Genomic DNA, 23,009 nt, shown 5'->3' with positions numbered 1-23,009 from the left:
ACACCAGACGCGCGGCGGGCGGGCGTGGTTCCGCCTGTACGATGGCCCGTCGTGGCTGTGCCGGTGGTGAATCCCTCGCTGAACCCCGTCTCCGAGACCGTCGAGACGCGATCAACGACAACCCGTCCCCGGCGGCGGCCGACACGCGCCGATGTGCTGGCCATCGGAGCCTACGTGCTGCTCGGCGTCGTCGTCTGCCTGAACTACTGGGCGGACGTGAACAACCGGGTCTCGTCCCACCTGCCCACCGACCACAGCTGGTTCGAGTGGCTGTTCGCACACGGTGCGTACTCGGTGCAGCACCTGGAGAATCCGCTCTTCACCGCCCGGCAGAACGCCCCGGACGGGGTGAACATGATGGCCAACACCTCGCTGCTCGGGGTGACCCTGCCGTTGGCGCCCCTGACCATGCTGTTCGGGCCCCAGGTCATGTACGCGCTCTACCTGGGTGGGGCGTTGGCCGCCACCGCCGGCACGTCGTACTGGATGCTGTCGCGGCACCTGGTGCGCTCCCGGGCGGCGGCCTTCGTCGGCGGCGCCTTCCTCGGCTTCGCGCCCGGCATCGTGCACCACGCCAATGGCCAGCCCAACTTCGTCTCCAACTTCCTGCTGCCACTGATCGTGGTACGGGTGTTCCGGCTGGTCGAGCCGGGCCGGTGGCGGCGCAACGGGCTGGTGCTGGGGCTGCTGGTCGCGTACCAGATCTTCATCAACGAGGAGATGCTGCTGCTCACGGCGCTGGCCTGCCTGGTCGTCGTGATCGCGTACGCGGCGATGCGTCCGCGCGTGGCGTGGGCGCGGGCCGGCACGTTCGCGGCCGGGCTGGGCCTCGGCGGTGCGGTGGCGCTGCTGCTGACCGCCTACCCGATCTGGTTCCAGTTCAACGGGCCGCAGTCCTACCGGGGGCTGCAGGGCGGGGTGTTCCACAGTTGGGGCGAGGACATCGTCGCCTTCGTCACTTTCCCCCGCGACACCATCGCCGGTGACGAGGCGGTGGAGGCGACCATCGGCATGACCGAGCAGAACACCTGGTTCGGCTGGCCGCTGGTGCTGCTGTCGGTGGTGGCCCTGGTCCTGCTGGTCCGCCGCTCGTTGGTGGCCCGGATCCTGGCCGTGCTGGTGGTGGTCTTCTCGGTCGCCGCGCTCGGCCCGGAGATCCGGTTCAACGGCGAGCTGACCGGGATCGCCGGCCCGTGGTCGTACATCCCGGCGGACCTGCCACTGGTCGAGATGATGATGCCGACCCGGCTGACCCTGGTGACCACCGCCGCGCTCGGCGTGCTGCTGGCGTTGGCCTGGGACGCGGTGGCCCGCAGCCACCGGTCACCGGTGCCGGCTCCCCGGGCCCCGCAGTCCGTGGCCACCGACCGGCGGCGACTGCGCTGGCAGCACGTCGTCGGGTACACCGCGATCACCCTCGCCCTGCTGCCGCTGCTGCCCCGTCCGCTGCCGGCCGAGCCGATCGACGCGCCGCCGACCTTCATCACCTCGGGGGCCTGGCGACCGTACGTGCCGGACGGTCGCACACTGGTGCCGGTGCCCATCCCCAGCAACGTGCACGGCCTGTCCACGCTGCGGTGGAGCGCGCTGACCGGGCACGAGTTCCCGATCCCGGCCGGCTACTTCATCGGCCCGAACGAGGACGGCGAGGGTGTCTTCGGCGCGCCGAACCGGCCCACCAGCACCCTGATCTACCAGACCATGGACGCTGGCGCGCTGCCCGAGATCAGCGACGAGAACCGCCGGCAGGCGGTGGCGGACCTGCGCTTCTGGCGGGCGTCGGTGGTGGTGCTCGGCGCGCATCCCCGCGAGCCGGTGCTGCGGGAACTGCTGACCGCGCTGCTCGGCGCCCCGCAACGGGTCGACGACGTCTGGCTCTGGGACGTACGCGACCGGGTCTGACAGGTACTCATCCCGGGTCGGACGGCAGCGGCTCGGAGACGTGGGCGGTGACGATGCGCCAGCCCTCCGGTAGACGTACCCAGGTCTGGGTCTGCCGGCCGGTGGTGGCGCCGCCGGCGTACCCGAACCGGGTCGTGACGACCGCGAGGTCCGCGCCGAAGGCGGTGACCACCGTGTCGACCAGTCGGCGGCCCGGCGGCAGCGGAGGTTGGGCGGCCCGCCACTTGCGCTGCTCGTCGAGCCCGTACTGGTGGTCGGCGAGGCCGAAGCGCACGGTGGCCCCGGAGTCCCAGAAGTATCCGCAGATCCGGTCCACGTCGCCGGCCACCAGCGCCCGCTCGTAGCCGGCGAAGGCGGCCGTCACCTCGGCGACCACGTCCGTCCGGTCGATCTCCATCCGGCGAGGGTCCTTTCTGACGGCGGGTGGGACGTGGGGTGGTCGCACCCGGCCGGGCGGCGGCGGGCTGGTGCGGGCCGCACCGCCGCCCGGCCGGAGCTCAGTTGTTCACCGCCGGCTCGCGCTTCTCGCCGCCGGCCGGCGCGCCGGTGGCCACCGCCGGGCCGGTGACGGCGGGAGTCGCGGGTGCCGGGGTGTCCCCGCCGTGCAGGCGGTCCAGTTCGGCCTCCTCCGGCTCGGGCACCCGAGGCGGATGCTTGCCGAGCGCGAAGATCGCGCAGATCACCGCGACGAAGAGGTAGCCGAGCGCCACCTGGCCGTTGGCGTTCCACTGCACCTCCTCGCCGTGGATCAGGCCGATGAAGGCGAGCACCGCGCCCGACGCGGCGAAGATGGCCGCCTGGACGAAACGTTTGTCGATGATGAAGGCGACGATCGCGCCGAGCACCAGACCGGCGAGGATCGCGCCCTCGCCGAGGATGCGCAGGCCGTCGTAGACCACTCCGGCACCGGCCAACGCCTCGTCGCCGACCTCGGCGGCGGTGGTGCCGGCCGCCGCCAGGGCGTTGTTCATCTGCCCGGTCGCCCACGCCGCGATGTTGGGTATCAGGGCCGCCACCACGGCCGCGGCGTGTGCCCGGGGCGTCGCCTGGAACGCCTGGGCGCCGATCAGCAGCCCGATGTAGAGCAGGATCGGCACGATCGCGGCGGTCGGGAAGATCGCACCGAGCAGGGAGAACATCCCGAGGAAGCAGAGCAGCGCGATGACGATCCCGGTCGCCATCGAGTAGCCGGTACGCCCACCGGCGGCCTTCCAGCCCGGATGGCCGACGTAGACCGCCGGGGGGAACGGCGAGCCGAGGGCGGAGCCGATGACCGCGCCGGCCCCGTCGGCGAGCAGCACACTGCGCAGGTTGTAGTTGTCCCCGGCGGTGGCCGCGCTCTCCACGTTCGTCATCGCCTCGGTGAAGTTGTAGACCCCGAGCGGGATCGCGGTCGCCAGCAGCGGCGCCATGTCGGAGAGCCCACGCAGCAGCAGGTCGAGCTGGAAGGTGGGGAAGGCGAACGCGATGTCCCGGGCCGCCGCGGTGACGTCCGGCACCGACATCGCCCCGCCGAGCCAGCCGATCGCCGTACCGAGCAGCAGGGCGGCCAGCCCGATCGGGAAGTTGAACGGCAGTTTCACGTCGGTCAGCAGGCCGATCAGCAGCAGGGCCAGCACCGGCAGGGCGATCCAGGCCATCCGCCACATCTGGCCGGCCGGGTTCATCGAGATGAAGGTGATGGAGATGCCGGCGAGGGTGCCGAGCAGCGCCGCGCGTGGTGTGTAGCGACGGATGTACGGGCCGACGAACGCGCCGATCAGCACGATCACGCCGATGATGAAGGCCCAGGCCAGCCCGGCCTCCCAGGCGCGCACCGGGTCACCGGTGCTGAGGTAGATGGGCAGCATGATGACGAAGATGACGATGAACATGTGCGGCACGCTCGGCCCGTACGGCAGGGCTGTCACGTCGGAGCGGTTCTCCCGCCGGGCCAGCCGACGGGCCAGGTGCGTGTAGTAGATGTTGCCCGCGACCAGGGCGATGCCGAGGGCCGGCAGGATCGTGCCGAACACCTCCCGCTCGGGCAGGTTCACCACGAAGAGGCAGAGCCCGGTCAGGGTGAGCACGTTGACCAGGACGTTGACGCCGAAACCGAAGAACGCGTTGGTGTCGCCGCGCACCCAGTACGGCAGCGACACGACGGAGGGTCTGGTGGGGACCATGGCTGCTCCCGGTCAGGAGGAGGATTGCAACACGGGGGTGGTGGGCAGCACGGCGAGCACGTCCGTCGAGTCGGCGACCCACCCGAAGATGCCGCCCTGGGCGGCGATCATGTCGAGCCCCACCCGATGGAACTCGGGGAAGTAGGACCCGACGCAGTCGGCGAGCACGAGACACTCGTACCCACGGTCGTTGGCCTCCCGGACCGTGGTGTGCACGCACACCTCGGTCGTCACGCCGGTGACCAGGAGGCTGTGGATGGTCCGCTCGGCGAGCAGGGCGTCCAGCCCGGTGGCGTGGAAGGCGCCCTTGCCCGGTTTGTCGATCACCGGCTCGCCGGGCAGCGGCGCCAGTTCGTCGACGATGTCGTGGCCGTACTCACCCCGCACGAGGATCCGGCCCTTGGGCCCGGGGTCGCCGATCCGCTTGCTCGGCAGGCCCCGGTTGAGCTTGGCCGGTGGGCAGTCGGAGAGGTCGGGCAGGTGCCCCTCCCGGGTGTGCACGATGGTCAGTCCGGCGGCACGGGCGGCGGCCAGCAGCGTCGTCAGCGGCGCGATGGTCCGCCGTAGCTGACCGACGTCGTTGCCCAGGCTCTCGCCGAAGCCGCCGGGCTCCAGGAAGTCGCGCTGCATGTCGATGACGAGCAGCGCGGTGGTCGCGGGGTCGAAGGTGTACGGGAAGGGCCGCGCCGCGGCAACTGTCAACATGGCTCACCTCATCTGGTCGTGGCGGCGATGACGGCGTCGGAGGTGGCGACGCAGCCGAACACGCCGCCCTGCATGGTCACCATGTGCAGCGCGGCGTCGTGGTTGTCCTTGTCGGTGGCCCCGGTGCAGTCGGCGAGGATCAGGCACTCGTAGCCCCGGTCGTTCGCCTCGCGCATCGTGGTGTGCACGCAGACGTCGGTGGTGATGCCGGTGAGGATCAGGTGGGTGATCCCCCGGGTACGCAGCACCAGGTCGAGGTTCGTGGCGTAGAAGGCGCCCTTGCCGGGCTTGTCGACGACCACCTCGCCGGGCGCCGGGGCGACCTCGGGCACGATCTCCCAGCCGGGCTCACCCTTGACCAGGATCCGTCCGCAGGGGCCCGCCGCGCCGATCTCGGCGCCGATCTGCGCCGACCGCCAGCGCTTGTTCGCCGGCAGGTCGGACAGGTCGGGGTCGTGGCCCTCCCGGGTGTGCACCACGAGCATGCCGAGCGACCGGGCGTGCTCCAGCAGCCGGGCGGTGGCCGGCAGCCCCGCCCGGGTGAGGCCGATGTCGTAGCCCATCGCGTCGACGTAGCCTCCCGGGCCGCAGAAGTCGGTCTGCCAGTCGATGCAGAGCAGTGCGGTACGCGCGGTGTCGGCCGTGCCGTCGTACGGCCACGGGTAGGGGTTCGCCGTAACCGGCCCGATGCTGCCCATCCTCTCCTCCTCCGGTTGTCAACTCCGCTGCGCCGCGGCCCGGCGGTAGGCCCGCCACCCGCCGGCGGCGCTGATGTCCTCGGCTCCCGAATCGACCGCGTACGCCTCGCAGAGGAAACCGAGCACCTCCCGCCCGTCGTGCAGCCGCACCCAGCCCAGCGACAGCGGGGCCGGCACCCCGGCCAGCACCTCGCCGACGGCGGCCACCGGCAGCCGCCACAGCTCGACCTCGATCGGGTGGCCGTCGGGGTCGGCCTCGGCGACCCGGACCAGGCCGGGCAGTCCCGCGCCGTCGGCCGTCTCCAGGCGGTAGAGCCGGTAACGCGGCGCGGTGCGGGCGGCACCGGCGAGAGTGGCGCCCCGCTCGGTCAGTTCCGCGTTGCGGGACTCGCCGGCCAGGTGCCGGCCGACGACGGCGATCAGCGTCTGCGCCGACCCGGGCGGCGCGGCGGCGGGGGCGGTGGTCTCGGGGACGGTTCGGGTGGCGGTGGTGAAGGCGGCGGCGAGTCGGGCCATGGTGGTGTCGCTGAACGCGGGACCGAGCAGGGTCAGGCTCGCCGGCCGGCCCGCCGCGGTGAACCCGTTGGGCACGGTCACCGCCGCCAGGTCGAGCAGGTTGGCGAACTGGGTGTAGCGGCCGAGCGCCGTGTTACGGCCGATCGGGTCCTCGGCGACCTCGGCGAGCGTGAAGGTCGTGCCGACGGTGGGCACCACCAGCACGTCGACCTCGTGCCACAGCTGGTCGACCTGGGCCCGCAACTCGCGCAACCGGTGCTGCCCCCGGAAGACGTCGATCGCGTCGTAACGCCGGCCGGTCTCCAGCACGCCGCGGGTCACCGGCAGGACCGCCTCGGGGTGTTCCCGCAGGAAGCCGTCCAGCCCGGCGAGCCGTTCGGCCACCCACGGTCCCTGGTAGAGCAGCTCGCCCGCCTCCAGGAAACTCTGCAACGGCACCGACCCGACCTGGCCGACCAGACCCCGTAGCGCCTGCACGCCCGCGGCGAACCGGACCGCCTGTCCGGCGTCGCCGAAGAACTCCAGGTCTTCTGCCCGGGGCACGCCGAGGCGTAGCGTGCCCGGCATGCGGGCCACCACCCGCTCCGCCGGTAGCGGACGCCCCCACGGGTCGGCCGCCGAGACGCCACGCGCGGCGTGCAGCACGTCCACCGCGTCCGCGACGTCGGTGGCGAAGACCGAGACGCAGTCGAGCGAGCGGCAGGCGGGCACCACTCCGGCGGTGCTGAGCAGGCCCCGGGTGGGCTTGAGGCCGACGATGCCGTTCAGCGCCGCCGGTACCCGGCCGGAGCCGGCCGTGTCCGTGCCCAGGGCGAAGCTGACCTGGCCGGCGGCGACCGCCACGGCCGAGCCGGAGCTGGAACCGCCGGAGATCAACCCGCCACCGAAGACGCTCGCGCAGCTGCCGTACGGCGAACGCGACCCGGTCAGGCCGGTGGCGAACTGGTCGAGGTTGGTCTTGCCGACGAGCAGGGCACCGGCGTCGAGCAGCCGGCGCACCACGGGCGCGTCCTCGACGGCGGAGTACCCGAAGTCGGGGCAGCCGGCGGTGGTGGTCATGCCGGCGACGTCGATGTTGTCCTTGACCGCGAACGGTATCCCGTACAGCGGCAGGGTCGCGGGGTCGGCGGTGGCGGCCAGCCGCTCGGCGCGGGCGAGGAGCTGGCCGGCCGGCACAGTGGTGATCCAGACCGGCCCGCCGTCCGCTCCGGACAGCCCGGCCAGGACCTGTTCCGCCAGTTCGGTGGGGGTCAGGCCGCCGTGGCGGTACGCCGACCGCAGCTCCGAGATCGATCCGATCCGCTCTGGCATACAGTCGATTGTCGACAGTTGTGTTTCCAGGGGGCGCGCGCCAGGTAACGACGCCGTGACGGCCGGCCGGTGCGGCTAGCCGAGATACGAGCGCGCCCCGTGCTCGGACAGCACGGCGAGCACCAGCTCCGGGTCACCGGCGGCGACCGCCTCGAAGAGCCGCTCGTGCCGGTGGACGCCGTCCTGCGGCTGCGCCACCTCCGCCTCGCGGCGCAGGTTGATCGCCATGTACAGCTGCAACTTCACCAGAATCGAGTCGTACACGGCGGAGAGCTGCCGATTGCCGGCCAGCGCCACCAGCGCGACGTGGAACGCCCGGTGCGACTCGGCGACCGCCAGCCGATCGCCGTCCCGGGTCGCCCCCCGCATCTGGTCCAGCGCCGCCCGCAGTCCGGCCAGGTCAGTGTCCCGACGCACCGGGATCGCCGACCGCACCGCGAAGCGTTCCAGCACGTCACGCAGCTCGTACAGCTCCCGCACGTCACGATCGGACAGGGTGGCGACCCGGACCCCACGGCGTGGGACGTGCTCGACCAGACCCCGCTGCGCCAGCAGCCGCAACGCCTCGCGCAGCGGCGCCCGGCTGATCCCGAGCCGCCGGGTCAGTTGCTCCTCCACCAGCCGTTCACCGGGATCACTCCGGCCGCTGAGGATCTCCCGGGTCAGCCGGGCGACGGCCAGCTCCACCAGACTGACACTCTCCAGCTCGCCCTCCGCCGGCGATGCGGCCACGTCGTTCACCCCGACGAGTGTGCCACCTGCCGCCGCGGCCTCCGGCGGACGCGTCAGCCCACGAGAGGTCGGACATCCCAGACGAGGGCACCGTCGATCTCCCGGGCCGGGCCGAGCAGCGCCTCCATCGTCCGGCGCACCGGGTCACCGTGGTGCAGCCCACCCTGGACCACCACGGCCGCCCGCCAGTGCCTCAGATCGACCACCGCCTGCCGGCGGTCGGTGTCGCTGATCGGCGGCACCTCACCGGTGTCGGCCACCCGGCGCAGCAACAGCGACGTGGGCCGGTCCGGGGCGCCCCACCGGGCCGCCGGATCGTCCGGCGAACGGGGGCCGATGAAGAATCCACCCGGTGCGGTGAAGGCCAGGTCGGTGCGGGCGGACCAGAGCATGGCCGGGCTCTGGCCCGCGTTGGTCACCGGTGGCACGGCCACCACGGTCCGCCCCGCCGGCACGTAGGCCCGCCAGGCGCCCTCCGCCACGAACGCCGGCACCTGCCAGCCCGGGACCGTACGGATCGGGGTCGGGGTCAGCGGCAGCAACGCGGCGGCCACCGCGCCGGCCCAGAGCAGCCGCACCGGCACCGCGTCCCGTCGCGTCGCGGCGCTTATCGCCTGCCGTCGCACCCGGTCCACCGAGAGGGCCAGCAGGATACCCAGCACCGGCACACAGACCAGCGCGAACCGGGCCGGCACCACGTGGTCGAGCAGGGGCAGCTCGGCGATCAGCCGGTACGGGCCGGGCAGGTCGGTCAACGCGCCGTCGAGGCGTATCCGGGGGCCGAGGGAGAGCAGGGCGAACACCACTGCGCAGCCGGCCAGCGCCCGGACCAGCGGGCGATGCCACAGCCACACCGTCACGACCAGGGCCAGCACCAGCAGACCCGGCCCGAAGAAGGAGTTCTCCTCGGTGGCGTTGGGTGCCAGCAGAGCCGGCAGGCGGTGGTCACCGAAGACGGTCTGCCGGGCGGTGGCGGTGAACGACGCGGCGTCCAGCTGGAAGCCGTACGCGTGGAACGGCATCCCCCGGTAGTGGCCGGGGCCGAAGAACTGGAACCACAGCGGGTAGGCCAGCAGCGCCGCCGCCACCACCGCGCCGACCGCGATCCGGCCGGCCGTGGCCGGGGCGAGCCGACGTGCGGCGGCCCGGTCGGCCAACGCGTATCCGACGACGAGGACGCCGGCGGCGAGCGCCACCAGGAGCAGCACCTCCTCGCCGAGGAATACCTGGTAGGTCACGACCAGACCGAGCAGCACCCCGGGGCGCCACACCCGCGACCAGGCGGCCGACGAGGACGCGTTCGCACCGGCGGGGTCGGGGGTGAACACCAGTGCCAGGATCACCGGCACCAGGAACTGGGCGGCCATGTGCAGGTGCGATCCGGCCTGCGCGACCATGCCCGGCGCGAAACCGCAGACCAGCCCACCGACCGCGGCGGCCAGCCGGGATTCGACCAACCGGCGGCGCAGCAGTACGTACCAGGCGGTGGCCGTGCCGGCCAGGCACCCGACCACCGCCACCCCGAACGCCGCCTGCGAGCCGAACAGCAGGGTGACCGGGGCCAGCGGGACGCCGAGGCCGAGCACCGAGGTGTTGGCCATCAGGTTCACCCCGTCGGGCGCGTTGAGCGCTTCACTCCACAGTGGATGTGCGCGGCCGGACACGACCCGGGCGGCGTGAGCCAGCATCCACTCGAAGAGGATCTGGTCGCCGGCCTGGTGGAAGAGCCGGTCCGGTCGGCCCCACTGCCGACTGGTCAGCCAGCCGGCCAGCGCCAGGTAGCCGACCACCACCGCCAGGTCAGGGGTACCCGGGCGGAGCCACCAACGGCGACGGGGGCGGGCCGGCGCCTCCCGGTCGAGCGTACCGACCGACATCAGGCCCGGGGGTCGGTGAGCGAGCGTACGTCCCACACCCAGACGTCCAGTTCGAGCCGGGCCGGCCCGACCAGTTGCTCGACGGTCTGCCGCAGTGACTCCGAGTGCGGCTGCCGGACCGGCAGCACCAGGATCGCCGCCCGCCAGTACCTCAGCTCGTCCAGGGACCGGCGCCGCTGGCGGTCGTTCAGCTCAGGGGTCCGGCCGGTGGAGGCCACCTCCTCCAGCAGCTTCCCGATGCCACTGGGTCGGCCACCGAAGCGACCGGGGTCGCCGGTGTTGCCGTTGCGGGGGGCGAGGAAGTAGCCACCGGGGATCTTGAAGTCGAGGTTGGTGGCGGCGGCCCAGCGCATGCCGTGGGTGTTGCCCATGCTCGGCACCGGGATCGGCACCAGGGTCTGGTCCGGCGCGACGTAGGCGCGCCACCGGTCGGAGGTGATGAAATCCGGCACCGGCGGTCGGGACGTCATCGGCAGCGGCATGGGGGTGATCGGCAGCAACGCGAGCACCAGACCGGCGGCGGTGAGCGTACGCACGGTCCGTCGGTCCATGGACAGCGTGCTGGTCCGCTCGATGGCCAGGGCCAGCAGGATCGCCACCACCACGCTGGTGATCATGCCGAACCGGGTCGGCACCACCGCGTCGAGCAGCGGCAACCGGACCAGCCACTCCCACGGACCGACGACCAGTTCCCGGTCCCACCAGCTGATCCGCTCGCCGAGGGAGAGGATGGCGTAGCACGCGGCGGTCGCGGCGAGCGCCCGGACCAGCACCTCCCGCCGGAGCCAGAGCACGATCCCGACGGCGATCAGCGCCAGACTCCACCCGAAGAACGCGTTCTCCTCCGAGTAGTTCGGCGCGAGGTTGACGTTCGCCCGCTGGTTGCCGCCGATGGTGGGTGAACCGGGGGCGAAGTAGGCGGCGATGTCGTTGCCGTAGTCACGCACGGCGTCACTGAGCCCGTGGTACGCCATCGGGCCGGCGAACTGGATGTACAGCGGGTACGCCAGCAGCGAGCCGGCGATCACCGTGCAGGTGGCCAGCGCCTTGGCCAACGGCCGCCAGGCCGCCGACCAGAGCCCGGGCCGCTGGACGAGCACCGCGATCAGGAAGACCCCGCAGCCCATCGCGGTGAAGAGCAGGATCTCCTCGTTGATGAACGCCTGCACGGTGACCAGCAGGGCCAGCAGCGCGCCGTCCCGGTACGGTCGGGTCGACCTCGTGATCACCATGACCCGCCACACGATGAACGGCAGCAGGAACTGACTGATGATGTTCGGATGCCAGCTGGCGTGCGACAGCATCGCCGGTGAGAAGCCACAGAACCAGCCGCCCACCACCGCGGCGAACCTGTTGCTCACCACGTGCCGGGACAGCACGAAGTACCAGGCCGAGGCGGTCCCGGCCAGACCGAGCGTCACCAGCAGCACGAAGGTCACGGCCGGTCCGAACAGCAGGGTCACCGGCACCATCGGGATGCCCAGGGCGAGGATGGCCGTGTTGGCCATCAGGTTGACCCCGTCGGGGTAGTTGAACTGCTCGGTGAAGAAGGGGAACTCACCGTGCAGGACCACTCGTACCGAGTGGGCGAGGAAGAACTGCACCTGGGCCGGGTCGCTGCTGTAGAGCGAGGCCACCCGCCCGGCCGGGTCCATCCAGATCTGGCTGGTCACCCAGAGCGCGGTCACCAGGAATCCGCCGAAGACGGCGAGGTCCCGTCGCCGGGGAGTCCACCGGAACCGGCGTCGGCGGTCCGGAGCGGCGTCGACGCCGTCGGCACCCCGCGTACCGTCGGTTGGCGCGGTCTCCGGCGGTTGCCGGTCCGCCCCGCCCCCGGTGGCGGGTGCCTCGGTGGCGTCGATCGCCACGGCCTGGACCGTGGCCGGCTCGACGCTGGGTGCGGCACCCGGTGCGCGCGCGGTGGCCGCATCGGCGTCGTTGCGCACCCCGTCACCCACGGTGACAACTTCGGACGGAGAGTCGGCGACGTCGGCGGATCTCGGCAGCGCGGCGGCGCGGGTCTCGGCAGGCGTCACAGTCGGCGGAGTCTACCCGAGTGGGGTAAGTGCCCCAAGTCAGACGCGGTGTCCCCTGTGGCCGGTGTGGTGACCGCGCGACGCAGCGTACGGTGGCCCGAAGCATCGGCGGGACATCTCGTACTATTGCCCTCCGACACGACGACGCGATCCGATCGGGGGCGTGACAGGTGGCTCCAGCCCGTTGGCGCGGCTTGACCGCCACCGGCCTGTCCACCCTGCTGATCGCGGTCACCGCCTGCGGGCCGGTCGCCGACCATCAGGCACGGGACCTGCGGGTCGGCTACGACAGCATGGACGGCGCCCTGACGGTGTGGCCGCCACGCGGCTCACTGGCCGAGGACACCGCGGCGACCGCCGCCGTCACCGAGGCGGTACGCGGCTGGCGCTCGCCCGTGGACGACCGGGTGCACGTACCCTCCTCCGGCATTCTCTTCTCCGGTGAGGTGGACGGCCGTCCGCTGGCCCTGGTCGCCGCCTCGGTGCCCGGCGAGGCCGCGTCCTGGCTGCTCCAGCTCACCGGCGACGGCGACCGGTACACGGTCAGTCACGCCACCGAGTACACCGACCCCGGCTACCTGGTCTACTCCGACGTGTTGCCGGTCCAGTCCGCCGGCGGGCGGCGCTACCTGACCTCCGAACGCGTCCGGCGGCTGGTCGGGCCGAACGGTCCCATCGTCTCCGACCGCGACGGCCTGACCAGCCCCGTCGAGGTGCCCCGGTGTCGCGCGGTGACGGTCACCGCCACCCTGCGGTCCACCGAGTCGTTGCCTCGGGGTCGGGCCACCGACCGGCTGCTCGACCTCGGCACCGGCATCACCGCCCCGCGATATCCGCTGGTCCGCGACGAGAGCGGCTCCGGCCGGCGCGCCCTGACCGGCCTCGACACCTGCCTGTTGGCCGGCGAGGACGGCCCCTTCGGCAGCATCGACCGACGGGTCGGCGACCGGGACGTCCCGCAGTCGGTGCCGGCGTCCTGGCCGATGGCGAAACTCGCCGTGCGTACGCTCGGCGAGTTGTCGCTCGACGGGGGCGAGCCGGCCGAGTTGGAGCAGCTCACCTGGGAGAGTGCCGAGGGCACGATGAGCGCGGTGGTGTACCGGCCCGCCGACGACGGCGCGGTGGTGCTCTCCCCCGCCGACCGCACGAACCCGTTGCAGGTCTACGAGCTGCCGGTGCCGGATCAGCCGCTGGTCGTGCTGAGCTGGCGCGCCACCAAGGACACCGCGCTCTCGGTGCCCCCCAACACGATCCGCCTGGTCGACCGCCCCGGCCTGGTGGTGGCTCGCCTCCCCGAGCGCCGCGAGACCTTCAGCCTCGCCGCCGCCGACAAAACCCACTACCGCTCCGCCGGCTCCCCCCGCCGCTAGCCCCACCCGGCCACCCGGCCACCCGGCCACCCGGCCACCCGGCCACCCGGCCACCCGGCCACCCGGCCACCCGGCCACCCGGCCACCCGGCCACCCGGCCACCCGGCCACCCGGCCACCCGGGTTGATCATGAAGGTGTTGTCGCGCGATGCCGACAAGGTGACAACAACTTCATGATCAACGGCGCGAGGTATCCGGGCGGGGCCCGGCGCGGTCAGTTGGGGGTGGGGTTGGCGGTCAGGTGACGCGGGTCGACCGGTTCGGTGTCGAGGCGGGAGATCCAGCCGGTCACGTCGCGGGCCACGTCCTGAGCGGTCAGGCCGAGGTCGGTCAGGAGCTGGCCGCGCGAGCCGTGCGGATGCCAGCCGGCCGATACGCCCAGGTCCCGCAGCGGCACCCGGACATCGGCGTCGCGCATGGCCTGGGCGAGCGCGTCGCCCACCCCGCCGGAGCGGACACCGTCCTCGACGGTCACCACCAGCCGGTGCTCGCTGGCCAGCTCGACCAGCTCCGTCGGGACCGGACGGACCCAGCGTGGGTCGACCACGGTCACCCCGTAGCCCTGCTCGGCGACCCGGGCGGCGACGTCCACGCCAAGCTGACCGAAGGCACCCACCGCGACCAGCAGCACGTCGGTACGCGCCGACTCCGCCAGCACGTCGACCGGACCGACCCGCCGCAGCGCGGGCAGATCGGCGGCGACCGCGCCGGTCGGGAAGCGGACGATCGTCGGGCCGTCGTCGACGGCGACCGCCTCACGCAGCTCCTCACGCAGCGTGGCGGCATCCCGGGGGGCCGCGATCCGCAGACCCGGCACCGCCCCGAAGACCGACATGTCCCAGATGCCGTAGTGGCTCGGCCCGTCGGGCCCGGTGATCCCGGCCCGGTCCAGCACGAAGGTGACCGGCAGCTTGTGCATCGCCACGTCCAGCAGGACCTGGTCGAACGCCCGGTTGAGGAAGGTCGCGTAGACCGCCACCACCGGGTGCAGGCCACCGAGCGCCAGGCCCGCCGCCGACGTGGCGGCGTGCTGCTCGGCGATGCCCACGTCGTAGGTGCGCTCCGGGTACTTGCGGGCCAGCTTCGCGATGCCGGTCGGCTCGGCCATCGCCGCGGTGATGCCCACCACGTCGGGCCGCTCGTCGGCGATCGCCACCAGCTCGTCGGCGAAGACGTGGGTCCACTTCACCGACGGCGCGGCGGTGGCCTTGCCATCGGTGATGTCGAAGGCGCCGGGGCTGTGGAAGCAGTCCGCCTCGTCCTCCTCGGCGGGGCGGTAGCCGTAGCCCTTGCGGGTCACCGCGTGCACGATCACCGGACCGCCGAAGTTCTTCGCCGCCCGCAGGGCCGTCTCGACGGCGGTGATGTCATGCCCGTCGACCGGCCCGACGTACTTGATGCCGAGATCCTCGAACATCGCCTGCGGGGCGACCGCGTCCTTGATGCCCTTCTTGACCGCGTGCAGCACCTCGTACATCGGCTTGCCGACCAGCGGGGTCGAGCCGAGGGCGTCCTTGACGGCGTCCAGCACCTTCTCGTAGCCGGGGTTGAGCCGCAGCGTCGAGAGGTGATGCGCCAGACCACCGATCGTCGGCGCGTACGAGCGGCCGTTGTCGTTGACCACGATGACCAACGGGTTGTCGGTGGCGGCGATGTTGTTGAGCGCCTCCCAGCACATGCCGCCGGTCAACGCCCCGTCGCCCACCACGGCGACGACGCTGCGCGACTCGCCACGCAGCGCGTACGCCTTGGCCAGCCCGTCGGCGTAGGACAGGGCGGTCGAGGCGTGCGAGTTCTCGATGAGGTCGTGCTCGCTCTCGGCCTGGTTGGGGTAGCCGGAGAGCCCGCCACGCTGGCGCAGCTGGTCGAACCCACCCTGCCGGCCGGTGACGATCTTGTGCACGTACGCCTGGTGGCCGGTGTCGAACAGCAGCCGGTCCCGGGGAGAGTCGAAGACCCGGTGCAGGGCCAGGGTGAGTTCCACCACGCCCAGGTTGGGCCCGATGTGCCCACCGGTGCGCGACACCTTGGCGATCAGGAAGTCGCGGATCTCGGCGGCGAGGATGTCCAGTTCGGTGGCGGACATCCGCTTGACGTCCTGGGGACCGTGCACCGTGGCCAGCAGCCGGCCGTGGTTGGCCGTGTCCTCTTCAACACTCATGACCGCAGAGTCTATCGGCCCTCGCCCACCTCGCAGCCCCGGCGCGGCGGCCACCGGTCCTGAGCACCTGGTCAGCCCCGCACCCGTAGCCGGCGTGGCGACCCCGCTGCCCGGCGGTCCGTGGCAGCCCGACCCGGCGCAGGCCGGGCCGGTCAGGCCGGCACCAGCAGCCCGACCAGTTCCACGTGCCGGGTCATCGGGAACAGGTCGTACCCGCGCAACGCCGCCAACCGCCACCCCAGCTCGGTGAAGACCCGCAGATCCCGCGCGAACGCCGCCGGATCACAGGCGACGTAGGTCACCGCCCGCGGCCGGGCGGCCAGCATGTCGCGTACCACCCGCGCCCCGGCACCGGTCCGGGGCGGGTCGAGCACCACCACGTCGACCGGCCCGGTGACCCGGCGACGGGCCAGGGCGATCTCCACCCGGGCCGCCACCACCTCGACGGCGGTCAGGTCACGCAGGTTCTCCCGGGCCGCCGCGACGCCGTCACCGGCCGCCTCGACCAGGGTGACCCGCCCGGTCTCGCCGACCCGGGGGGCCAACGCGGCAGCGAACAGACCGGCGCCACCGTAGAGATCCCAGGCCCGCTCCCCCGGCCGGGGGTCGGCCAGCTCCAGCACCGCGTCGACGAGGGTGTCCGCGGCGGCGGGGTGCACCTGCCAGAACGACGAGGCGGGCAGTACCCAGTCGCGGCCGGCGGCCCGCTCCCGGACCCGGTCCGGGCCGCTGACCCGCCGACCGGCCCCGGCCGCCACTGCGGTCACCGCCACGTCCCCGCCGGTGGTGGCGACGGTCTCCACCGCCTCGGCGTCCGGCCAGCTCGCCCCGCTGGAGGTGAGCACCGGCAGCTGCTGGATCGCCGGATGGGCGATCAGGCAGCGGTCGACCGGCACCACCTCGTGGGAGCGGTGCTTGAGCAGCCCGGCGCGACCCGCCGCGTCCACCGCGTACCGGACCCGGGAACGCCAACCGAGCGGACCACCAGGCAGCGCCGCCACCCGCAGGTCCAGTGCGTCGCAGTCGGCCTCGTCCAGCCCACCGAGGCGGACGAGCTGCTCCCGGACCACCGCCGCCTTCCAGCGCAGCTGCGCGTCCGGGGCGACATGTTGGAGGTCGCAGCCGCCACAACGACCCGGTCGGGCGTACGGGCAGGGCGGGTCCACCCGGTCCGGTGCCGCCTCCAGCACGGTGACCGCGTCGGCCCGGACGAAACCCCGGTGCACCTCGGTCACCTCGGCCAGCACCCGTTCACCCGGCAGGGCGTGCCGGACGAAGACCACCTGGCCGTCCACCCGGGCCACGCAGTGCCCTCCGGGAGCGACGGCCGCCACGGTCAACTCGACCCGCTCGGCCTCCTCCAGCCCGCTCACCGGGCCTCCCCGTCCGACGGCTCGCGCTCGGCAGGCGGCGGCAGGGTGGCGCGTGGCGCCACCCGAGGCCCACGCACCGGCCCACGGCCGAGCGTGGCGTCCATCCGCTCGAGGTCCTTGCCGGCCGTCGAGGCGAGCTGCCACGGCACGCTCGTCACCATCACGCCCGGCTCGAACAGCAGCCGCCCCTTGAGCCGCAGCGCGCTCTGGTTGTGCAGCAGGTTCTCCCACCAGCGGCCCACGACGTACTCCGGGATGAAGACCGTGACCACGTCGCGCGGCGACTCCCGGCGGACCCCGGCCACGTAGTTCAGGATCGGTCGGGTGATCTCCCGGTACGGCGAGTCGATCACGGTGAGCGGGATCGGCACTCCGCGACGGTCCCAGTCGGCCTGCAACTGCCGGGTGTCGTGGTCGTCGACGTTGACGGTCACCGCGGTGAGCGTGTCCGGTCGGGTGGCCTGTGCGTACGCCACCGCCCGCAACGTGGGTTGGTGCAGCTTGCTGACCAGCACGATCGCGTGATTGCGGGCCGGCAGCACCGGCCGTCCGTCGTCGGGGGCGAGTTCGACGGCCACCCGGTCGTAGTGTCGGCGGATGGCCAGCATCAACACGTAGATCAGCCCCATCGCGACGATGGCGATCCAGGCGCCGAGCAGGAACTTGGTGATCAGCACGATCACCAGCACCGTGGCGGTCATCGCCATGCCGAAGCTGTTGATCGCCCGGGACCGGAGCATCCGACGCCGCACCTGCGGGTCCCGCTCGGTGCGCAGCAGCCGGTTCCAGTGCCGGATCATCCCGGCCTGGGAGAGGGTGAACGAGACGAAGACACCCACGATGTAGAGCTGGATGAGCTTGGTCACCTCGGCCTGGAAGACGATGATCAACAGGATCGCGAAACCGGCCAGGAAGAGGATCCCGTTGGAGAAGGCGAGCCGGTCACCCCGGGTGTGCAGCTGGCGGGGCAGGTAACGGTCCTGGGCGAGGATCGAGCCGAGCACCGGAAAGCCGGTGAAGGCCGTGTTGGCGGCCACGAACAGGATCGTCGCGGTCACCCCGACGACCAGGAACAGCAGCACCGACCCGGGTCCGAAGATCGTCTCACCGAGTTGCGCGGTGACCGTCTTCTGCACGTACCCCTCCGGGCCGGAGACGATCTGCAGGGCGGGGTCCTCGACGAACTGCAGCCCGGTGAGCCGGGCCAGCCAGACGATGCCGACCAGCATGGTCACCGCGACCAGGCCGAGCATCAGCAGGGTGGTGGCGGCGTTGCGGCTCTTCGGCGCCTTGAACGCCGGCACTCCGTTGGAGATCGCCTCCACGCCGGTCAGCGCGGCGCAGCCCGAGGAGAAGCTGCGTAGCAGCAGGAACGCCATCGCCCAGCCGGTGGTGTCGTGCCACTCGGCGGCGATCACCAGGTCGGCGCTGGGGGCGCGCAGGTCCTCGCCGAGCACGACGACCCGGACCAGCCCGGTGAGGATCATGCCGATGATGACGATCATGAAGCCGTACGTCGGGACGGCGAACGCGCTGCCCGCCTCCTTGATCCCGCGCAGGTTGACCGCGGTCAGCAGCACCACGGCGGAGACCGCGATGAGCACCTTGTGGGTCGCCACGAAGGGGATCACCGAGCCGAGGTTTGCCACCCCGGACGAGACCGACACCGCGACGGTCAGCACGTAGTCGACGAGCAGCGCACTGGCCACACCCACCCCGGCGCGCGGGCCGAGGTTCACCGTCGCCACCTCGTAGTCGCCGCCGCCCGAGGGGTACGCGTGCACGTTCTGCCGGTAGCTGGCCACCACGGTCAGCATGACCACGACCACGCCGAGGGCGACCCACGGCGAGAACACGAACGCCGAGGCGCCCGCGATGGAGAGCATCAGCAGGATCTCGTCCGGCGCGTACGCCACGCTCGACAGCGCGTCCGAGGCGAAGACGGGCAGCGCGATGCGCTTCGGCAGGAGGGTGTGCTTGAGCCGGTCGGACCGGAACGGCCGGCCGACGAGCAGCCGCTTCAGCAGGGAGGTGGATCGGGCCACAACGGCCAAGCGTACGGCCACCGGCGACGGGCACGTGGGGTGGCCGGTCACGGGCGTATCCGGGGCGGGAGTACCGTCGGTCCCCGGCCGCGGCCCGGACGTGGCAGGCTCGCAGGCGACGAGGCGCAGCGGTAGGCACCGTGGGAGGCAGCGTGCATGTCGTGATCATGGGTTGTGGCCGGGTCGGCTCGACCCTGGCTCACAACCTGGAGGCCCGAGGACACTCGGTGGCGGTCATCGACCAGGACGCGGACGCCTTCCGCCGGCTGCGGCCCGACTTCGCCGGGGTCACGGTCACCGGGGCCGGCTTCGACGGCGACGTGTTGCGCCAGGCCGGCATCGAGCGGGCCGACGCCTTCGCCGCCGTCTCCAGCGGCGACAACTCCAACATCATCTCGGCCCGGCTGGCCCGCGAGACCTTCGGTGTGGTCCGGGTCGCGGCTCGCATCTACGACCAGCGCCGCGCGCAGGTCTACGAACGACTCGGCATCCCCACCGTGGCCACCGTCCGGTGGACGGCCGACCGGATGCTGCGGCACCTGCTGCCCGAAGGGAACGTGGAGATCTTCCGCGACCCGACGAGCACCGTCTCGATCGTCGAGGTGCCGGTGCACAAGGACTGGATCGGCCGCCCGGTGCGGGCGCTGGAGGAGGCGACCGGCGCCCGGGTGGCGTACCTGATCCGCTTCGGCATCGGCACGCTGCCCACGGTGGCCAGCGTGGTGCAGGAGGGTGACCAGATCTTCATGCTGGTCACCGACGACATGGTGGCGGCGGTCACATCCGTGGCGGCGACGCCGGAAGGGGGTCAGTGATCATGCGGGTCGCTATCGCCGGCGCCGGCAACGTGGGCCGCTCCATCGCCCAGGAGCTGATCGAGAACGGCCACCAGGTGATGCTCATCGAACGGCAGCCCCGGATGCTCCGGCCGGCCCGGGTGCCGGACGCCGAATGGGTGCTGGCCGACGCCTGCGAGCTGGCCAGCCTGGAGGAGGCCGAGCTGGCCGGCTGCGACGTGGTGGTCGCGGCCACCGGCGACGACAAGGTGAACCTGGTGGTCTCGCTGCTGGCCAAGACCGAGTTCGCGGTGCCCCGGGTGGTCGCCCGGGTCAACCGGGCCGAGAACGAGTGGCTGTTCACCGAGCAGTGGGGCGTGGACGTGGCGGTCAGCAAGCCCCGGGTGATGGCCGCGCTGGTCGAGGAGGCGGTCACCGTCGGCGACCTGGTCCGGCTGATGACGTTCCGGCAGGGCGAGGCGAACCTGGTCGAGATCACCCTGCCGCCGACCGCGCCCTACGTCGGGCACCCGCTGCGCGAGGTGCCCCTGCCCCGGGACGCCGCGCTGGTGGCGATCCTGCGCGGCAAGCGCGTCCTGGTGCCCAGCCCGGACGACCCGCTCGAGGCCGGCGACGAGTTGGTCTTCGTCTGCACCGCCGAGGTGGAGGACGCGGTACGGGCGGTGGTGCTCGGCCCGGACAGCGTCGAGCGCACCCGCGAGTCACGCTGACCACCGCGCCGGGCCCCGGGCACCCCGACCGCCGGGGCCGCTCAGCTCGGCAGCGGCTCCGTGCGGTGCTCGCGGGTCACCCGCCGGACCGTCCAGACCGTGATCAGCAACAGCAGCACGTACGGCGGGTAGCCCAGGGCCAGCCGCGCCACCCCGAGGGCGGTCTCCATGTCGGCGGCGGCCGCCTCGTCGCCGAGCTGGTCGAACCGGCGGGCCGCCAGGTAGATGCCGGCCTGCACGCCCACCTTGGCCAGCCAGACGACGCCCCACAGCACGGTCAGCCTGGTGAAGGTGCGCACCAGCAGGGGGTCGTCGCGCCACTGCGAGCTGCCCTTGGCCACCAGCACCGACCAGATCCAGCCGACCAGCGGTTGCCGGATCACCGCCGACAGCAGCAGGGCCAGGCCGTAGCCGATGCCGTAGAGGATCCCCGGCAGGTAGAAGTCGCGCGCGTCGCCGGTACGCCAGGCGATGGCGGCGCCGATCCCGATGCCGAACAGCCCGTTGACCGCGTGCCGCACCGGTCTGCGCTGAGCCAACCGCAGCCCACCGATCAGCAGCGCCACCGCCACCGAGGCGATCACGGCTGGCCGCAGGTCGGTGACGATGTTGGCGATCACGAAGACCACCACCGGGACGCTGGACTCGGCAAGCCCTCGCCAACCGCCGAGCTGGTCGGCCATCTGCTCGGCGACGGTGGGCAGCCGCTCCTCGTCCACCGGCCCGGTCTCCGGCTGGGTCGCCGGCTGCTGTCCGGTCGTCATCGCCCGCTGTCCATCCGCAACGCCCGCAGGTTCACTTCGACGGCTCCAGCTCGTAGTACGGGTTGTAGATCACCTTGCGGTCGTCGCGCACCGCGACCCGCCCCCGGGCCGTCAGGTGCCGGCCCGGCTCGATGCCGACGATGTGCCGCCGCCCGAGCCAGACCAGGGTCACGACGTCACTGCCGTCGTAGAGATCCGCCTCCAGCGCCGGCAGGTTCGTCCGGGGGGTGTAGACGACGGTACGCAGTCGGCCACTGACCGACACCACCTGCCCCCGACCGCACTGCAACACCGGCATCGCGCCGCAGCGGGCACTCTCCCGCTGCAGCTGCTGCGCCTCGATCTCGGCCTCGCTCGCGGTCAGCCGTCGCAACATCCGCCGCAGCGAACCCCGACCCTCGTCGGTGGCCATGTGCTCCGCGTCACCCTCTCCACACCGGTTGTCCGGTCTCGGAAGCCACCGCCGCCGGACGACTGCCGCGACGGCACCCGCCAGCGTACGCCGGACAGGTCGTTTCCGGCGCACCGGAAGCGCTCCTGCGGCCGGGCCGGGCACCCGCACCGGCGCGGGGCCGCTGCTGGCCGGTCAGCGGTTGCCGGGCGTCGGTGCGGCGTCGGCGGGCCCGGCCGCCGCGGCCTCTCCCGCCTCCCGGGGCAGCCGCAGCGGGAGCGGCTCACGCACCGGCTTGGCCTCCACCCCCCGGTCGACGACCAGTCCGTCCAGGCAACGGGCCAACGGGCCCGCGGCGGACGGATCGGTGGCCGCCGCGCCCTGGTAGACCGCACGAACCATCCAGCGCGGGCCGTCGATCCCGACGAACCGCAGCTCGGTCAGGCCGTCCTCGGTGCGTACCCGGGCGTGCAGTTCGGTGCCGTACTCGCCGGTGGCCTCCTGCGCGGCGGCACCGTCGGCGACCAGCGACTGCCGGATCTCTTCACGTACCTCGTCCCAGATTCCCTCGGACCGCGGAGCCGCGAAGACACCCAGTTGCAGGGCACTCTGGCCGTGCACCAGCACGACCTGCTGGACCACCCCCTGCTGGTCGGCCTGCACCCGCACCTCGACCTCGGGCACCGCCGGGATCTGCAGGCTGCCCAGGTCGAGCCGCTGCACCTCGGCCGGGGCCTCGGTGACGTCGTACGGCCCGCGCGCCGGCTCCGCCGGGACCGACGGGGCGTCCTCGGTCTCGGGCAGGTTCGTGGCCCGCTCGTCAAGGGCGTGCCGTCCCGCGGCCCGCTTCCGGGAGAAGATCACTGCGTCCAACCTCCGCTGTTCGCACTCACGGTGCCATCTTTTCCGTTCGCGCCGTCCGTGGCCGGCGGCGGTACCAGGCCGGCGTGCCCGCCGGTGGAGCCGTGCCCGCCGGTCCCGCGTCCGGACGCGGGCAGCTCGGCCACCGGCTGGAAGATCGCTCGTTCCACCCGCTGCACGATCAGCTGCGCGATCCGGTCACCCCGGGCGATCCTCACCGCCGCGGCCCGATCGTGGTTGATCAGGTTGACCAGGATCTCACCCCGGTAGCCGGCGTCGACCGTACCGGGCGCGTTGAGCACCGTCACGCCGAGTCTGGCCGCGAGCCCCGATCGGGGATGGACCAGGCCCACGTACCCCTCGGGCAGGGCGATCGCCACGCCGGTCGGCACCAACGCCCGACCGCCCGGTGGCAGCTCCACGTCGGCGGCCGCCACCAGATCGGCACCGGCGTCACCGGGATGGGCGTACGCCGGCATCGGCAGCTCGGGATCGAGCCGCCGGACCGGCACGGGCACCACGTCGGTCACGATGTCCCTCTTTCGTCCGTTCCGCTGGGGGTGACCCTGTCATCCTGCCCGGTACCCGAGGGCCG

The 23,009-nt window shown here is 72.6% G+C and carries 20 protein-coding genes; 4 read left to right on the top strand and 16 right to left on the bottom strand.

The features are described 5' to 3' along the window. Nucleotides 1–63: 63 nt before the first annotated feature. Nucleotides 64–1,902, top strand: a complete 1,839-nt coding sequence (locus V5O40_RS08650) for a hypothetical protein (RefSeq protein ID WP_408631843.1) — start codon at nucleotides 64–66, stop codon at nucleotides 1,900–1,902. A gap of 7 nt (nucleotides 1,903–1,909) precedes the next feature. Here V5O40_RS08650 and hpxZ read toward each other — a convergent pair whose 3' ends face one another. The 8 genes from hpxZ to V5O40_RS08610 form a co-directional block, all read right to left on the bottom strand. Further along, entirely contained in the window at nucleotides 1,910–2,299 is a 390-nt protein-coding gene (gene hpxZ, locus V5O40_RS08645) for an oxalurate catabolism protein HpxZ (RefSeq protein ID WP_332904982.1), read from the bottom strand. Between the two features lie 100 nt (nucleotides 2,300–2,399). Further along, nucleotides 2,400–4,067 carry a permease family protein gene (locus V5O40_RS08640; RefSeq protein WP_332904981.1) on the bottom strand — a complete coding sequence of 556 codons (1,668 nt, stop codon included), beginning with the start codon at nucleotides 4,065–4,067 and terminating at the stop codon, nucleotides 2,400–2,402. A gap of 12 nt (nucleotides 4,068–4,079) precedes the next feature. Further along, on the bottom strand, nucleotides 4,080–4,772 hold the full coding sequence (locus V5O40_RS08635; protein WP_332904980.1) for a cysteine hydrolase family protein: 693 nt from the start codon (nucleotides 4,770–4,772) through the stop codon (nucleotides 4,080–4,082). A gap of 8 nt (nucleotides 4,773–4,780) precedes the next feature. Next, nucleotides 4,781–5,470 carry a biuret amidohydrolase gene (biuH, locus tag V5O40_RS08630; RefSeq protein ID WP_164445559.1) on the bottom strand — a complete coding sequence of 230 codons (690 nt, stop codon included), beginning with the start codon at nucleotides 5,468–5,470 and terminating at the stop codon, nucleotides 4,781–4,783. 18 nt (nucleotides 5,471–5,488) lie between these two features. Further along, nucleotides 5,489–7,297: an allophanate hydrolase gene (gene atzF, locus V5O40_RS08625; RefSeq protein ID WP_332904979.1), complete on the bottom strand. Its 1,809-nt coding sequence runs from the start codon at nucleotides 7,295–7,297 to the stop codon at nucleotides 5,489–5,491. Between the two features lie 75 nt (nucleotides 7,298–7,372). Next, complete coding sequence (locus V5O40_RS08620) at nucleotides 7,373–8,038, bottom strand: GntR family transcriptional regulator (protein ID WP_332904978.1); 666 nt, start codon at nucleotides 8,036–8,038, stop codon at nucleotides 7,373–7,375. A gap of 44 nt (nucleotides 8,039–8,082) precedes the next feature. Beyond that, entirely contained in the window at nucleotides 8,083–9,906 is a 1,824-nt protein-coding gene (locus V5O40_RS08615) for a hypothetical protein (protein WP_332904977.1), read from the bottom strand. Continuing rightward, complete coding sequence (locus V5O40_RS08610; protein WP_408631842.1) at nucleotides 9,906–11,774, bottom strand: hypothetical protein; 1,869 nt, start codon at nucleotides 11,772–11,774, stop codon at nucleotides 9,906–9,908. Before V5O40_RS08610 ends, V5O40_RS08615 begins: the two co-directional genes overlap by 1 nt. A 338-nt stretch (nucleotides 11,775–12,112) precedes the next feature. Between V5O40_RS08610 and V5O40_RS08605 the strand changes: the two genes are divergently transcribed. After that, on the top strand, nucleotides 12,113–13,312 hold the full coding sequence (locus tag V5O40_RS08605; protein WP_408631841.1) for a hypothetical protein: 1,200 nt from the start codon (nucleotides 12,113–12,115) through the stop codon (nucleotides 13,310–13,312). Here the strand turns inward: V5O40_RS08605 and V5O40_RS08600 are convergent. From V5O40_RS08600 to V5O40_RS08585, 4 genes are all read right to left on the bottom strand, one after another. Further along, nucleotides 13,309–13,470, bottom strand: coding sequence for a hypothetical protein (locus V5O40_RS08600; RefSeq protein ID WP_332904976.1), 162 nt, complete (start codon nucleotides 13,468–13,470; stop codon nucleotides 13,309–13,311). The genes V5O40_RS08605 and V5O40_RS08600 overlap by 4 nt on opposite strands. 56 nt (nucleotides 13,471–13,526) lie before the next feature. Continuing rightward, nucleotides 13,527–15,473, bottom strand: coding sequence for a 1-deoxy-D-xylulose-5-phosphate synthase (dxs, locus tag V5O40_RS08595; RefSeq protein ID WP_332904975.1), 1,947 nt, complete (start codon nucleotides 15,471–15,473; stop codon nucleotides 13,527–13,529). A 152-nt stretch (nucleotides 15,474–15,625) separates the two neighbouring features. After that, nucleotides 15,626–16,846 (bottom strand): class I SAM-dependent RNA methyltransferase, encoded by a 1,221-nt coding sequence (locus V5O40_RS08590; RefSeq protein WP_332904974.1) that lies wholly within the window; start codon nucleotides 16,844–16,846, stop codon nucleotides 15,626–15,628. Continuing rightward, entirely contained in the window at nucleotides 16,843–18,891 is a 2,049-nt protein-coding gene (locus tag V5O40_RS08585; RefSeq protein WP_332904973.1) for an APC family permease, read from the bottom strand. The genes V5O40_RS08590 and V5O40_RS08585 overlap by 4 nt, the downstream gene beginning before the upstream one ends. A 152-nt stretch (nucleotides 18,892–19,043) precedes the next feature. Between V5O40_RS08585 and V5O40_RS08580 the strand changes: the two genes are divergently transcribed. Beyond that, nucleotides 19,044–19,706: a potassium channel family protein gene (locus tag V5O40_RS08580; protein WP_269739230.1), complete on the top strand. Its 663-nt coding sequence runs from the start codon at nucleotides 19,044–19,046 to the stop codon at nucleotides 19,704–19,706. A gap of 2 nt (nucleotides 19,707–19,708) precedes the next feature. Further along, entirely contained in the window at nucleotides 19,709–20,398 is a 690-nt protein-coding gene (locus tag V5O40_RS08575; protein WP_332904972.1) for a potassium channel family protein, read from the top strand. Nucleotides 20,399–20,439: 41 nt separating this feature from the next. On the opposite strand, the gene V5O40_RS08570 is transcribed toward V5O40_RS08575, so the two are convergent. The 4 genes from V5O40_RS08570 to dut all read right to left on the bottom strand — a co-directional run bounded on the left by V5O40_RS08570 (nucleotide 20,440) and on the right by dut (nucleotide 22,944). Further along, entirely contained in the window at nucleotides 20,440–21,162 is a 723-nt protein-coding gene (locus V5O40_RS08570; protein WP_332904971.1) for a DUF3159 domain-containing protein, read from the bottom strand. A 31-nt stretch (nucleotides 21,163–21,193) separates the two neighbouring features. Beyond that, nucleotides 21,194–21,574, bottom strand: a complete 381-nt coding sequence (locus tag V5O40_RS08565; RefSeq protein WP_269739233.1) for an OB-fold nucleic acid binding domain-containing protein — start codon at nucleotides 21,572–21,574, stop codon at nucleotides 21,194–21,196. 174 nt (nucleotides 21,575–21,748) lie between these two features. Further along, nucleotides 21,749–22,417 (bottom strand): DUF3710 domain-containing protein, encoded by a 669-nt coding sequence (locus V5O40_RS08560; protein ID WP_332904970.1) that lies wholly within the window; start codon nucleotides 22,415–22,417, stop codon nucleotides 21,749–21,751. After that, complete coding sequence (dut, locus tag V5O40_RS08555) at nucleotides 22,414–22,944, bottom strand: dUTP diphosphatase (protein ID WP_332904969.1); 531 nt, start codon at nucleotides 22,942–22,944, stop codon at nucleotides 22,414–22,416. Before dut ends, V5O40_RS08560 begins: the two co-directional genes overlap by 4 nt. Nucleotides 22,945–23,009 lie beyond the last annotated feature (65 nt).

Source organism: Micromonospora palythoicola (assembly GCF_036689795.1).
In the GTDB taxonomy this organism is placed as follows: Bacteria; Actinomycetota; Actinomycetes; order Mycobacteriales; family Micromonosporaceae; genus Micromonospora; species Micromonospora palythoicola.
This window is presented reverse-complemented; position numbering and strand designations above follow the sequence as displayed.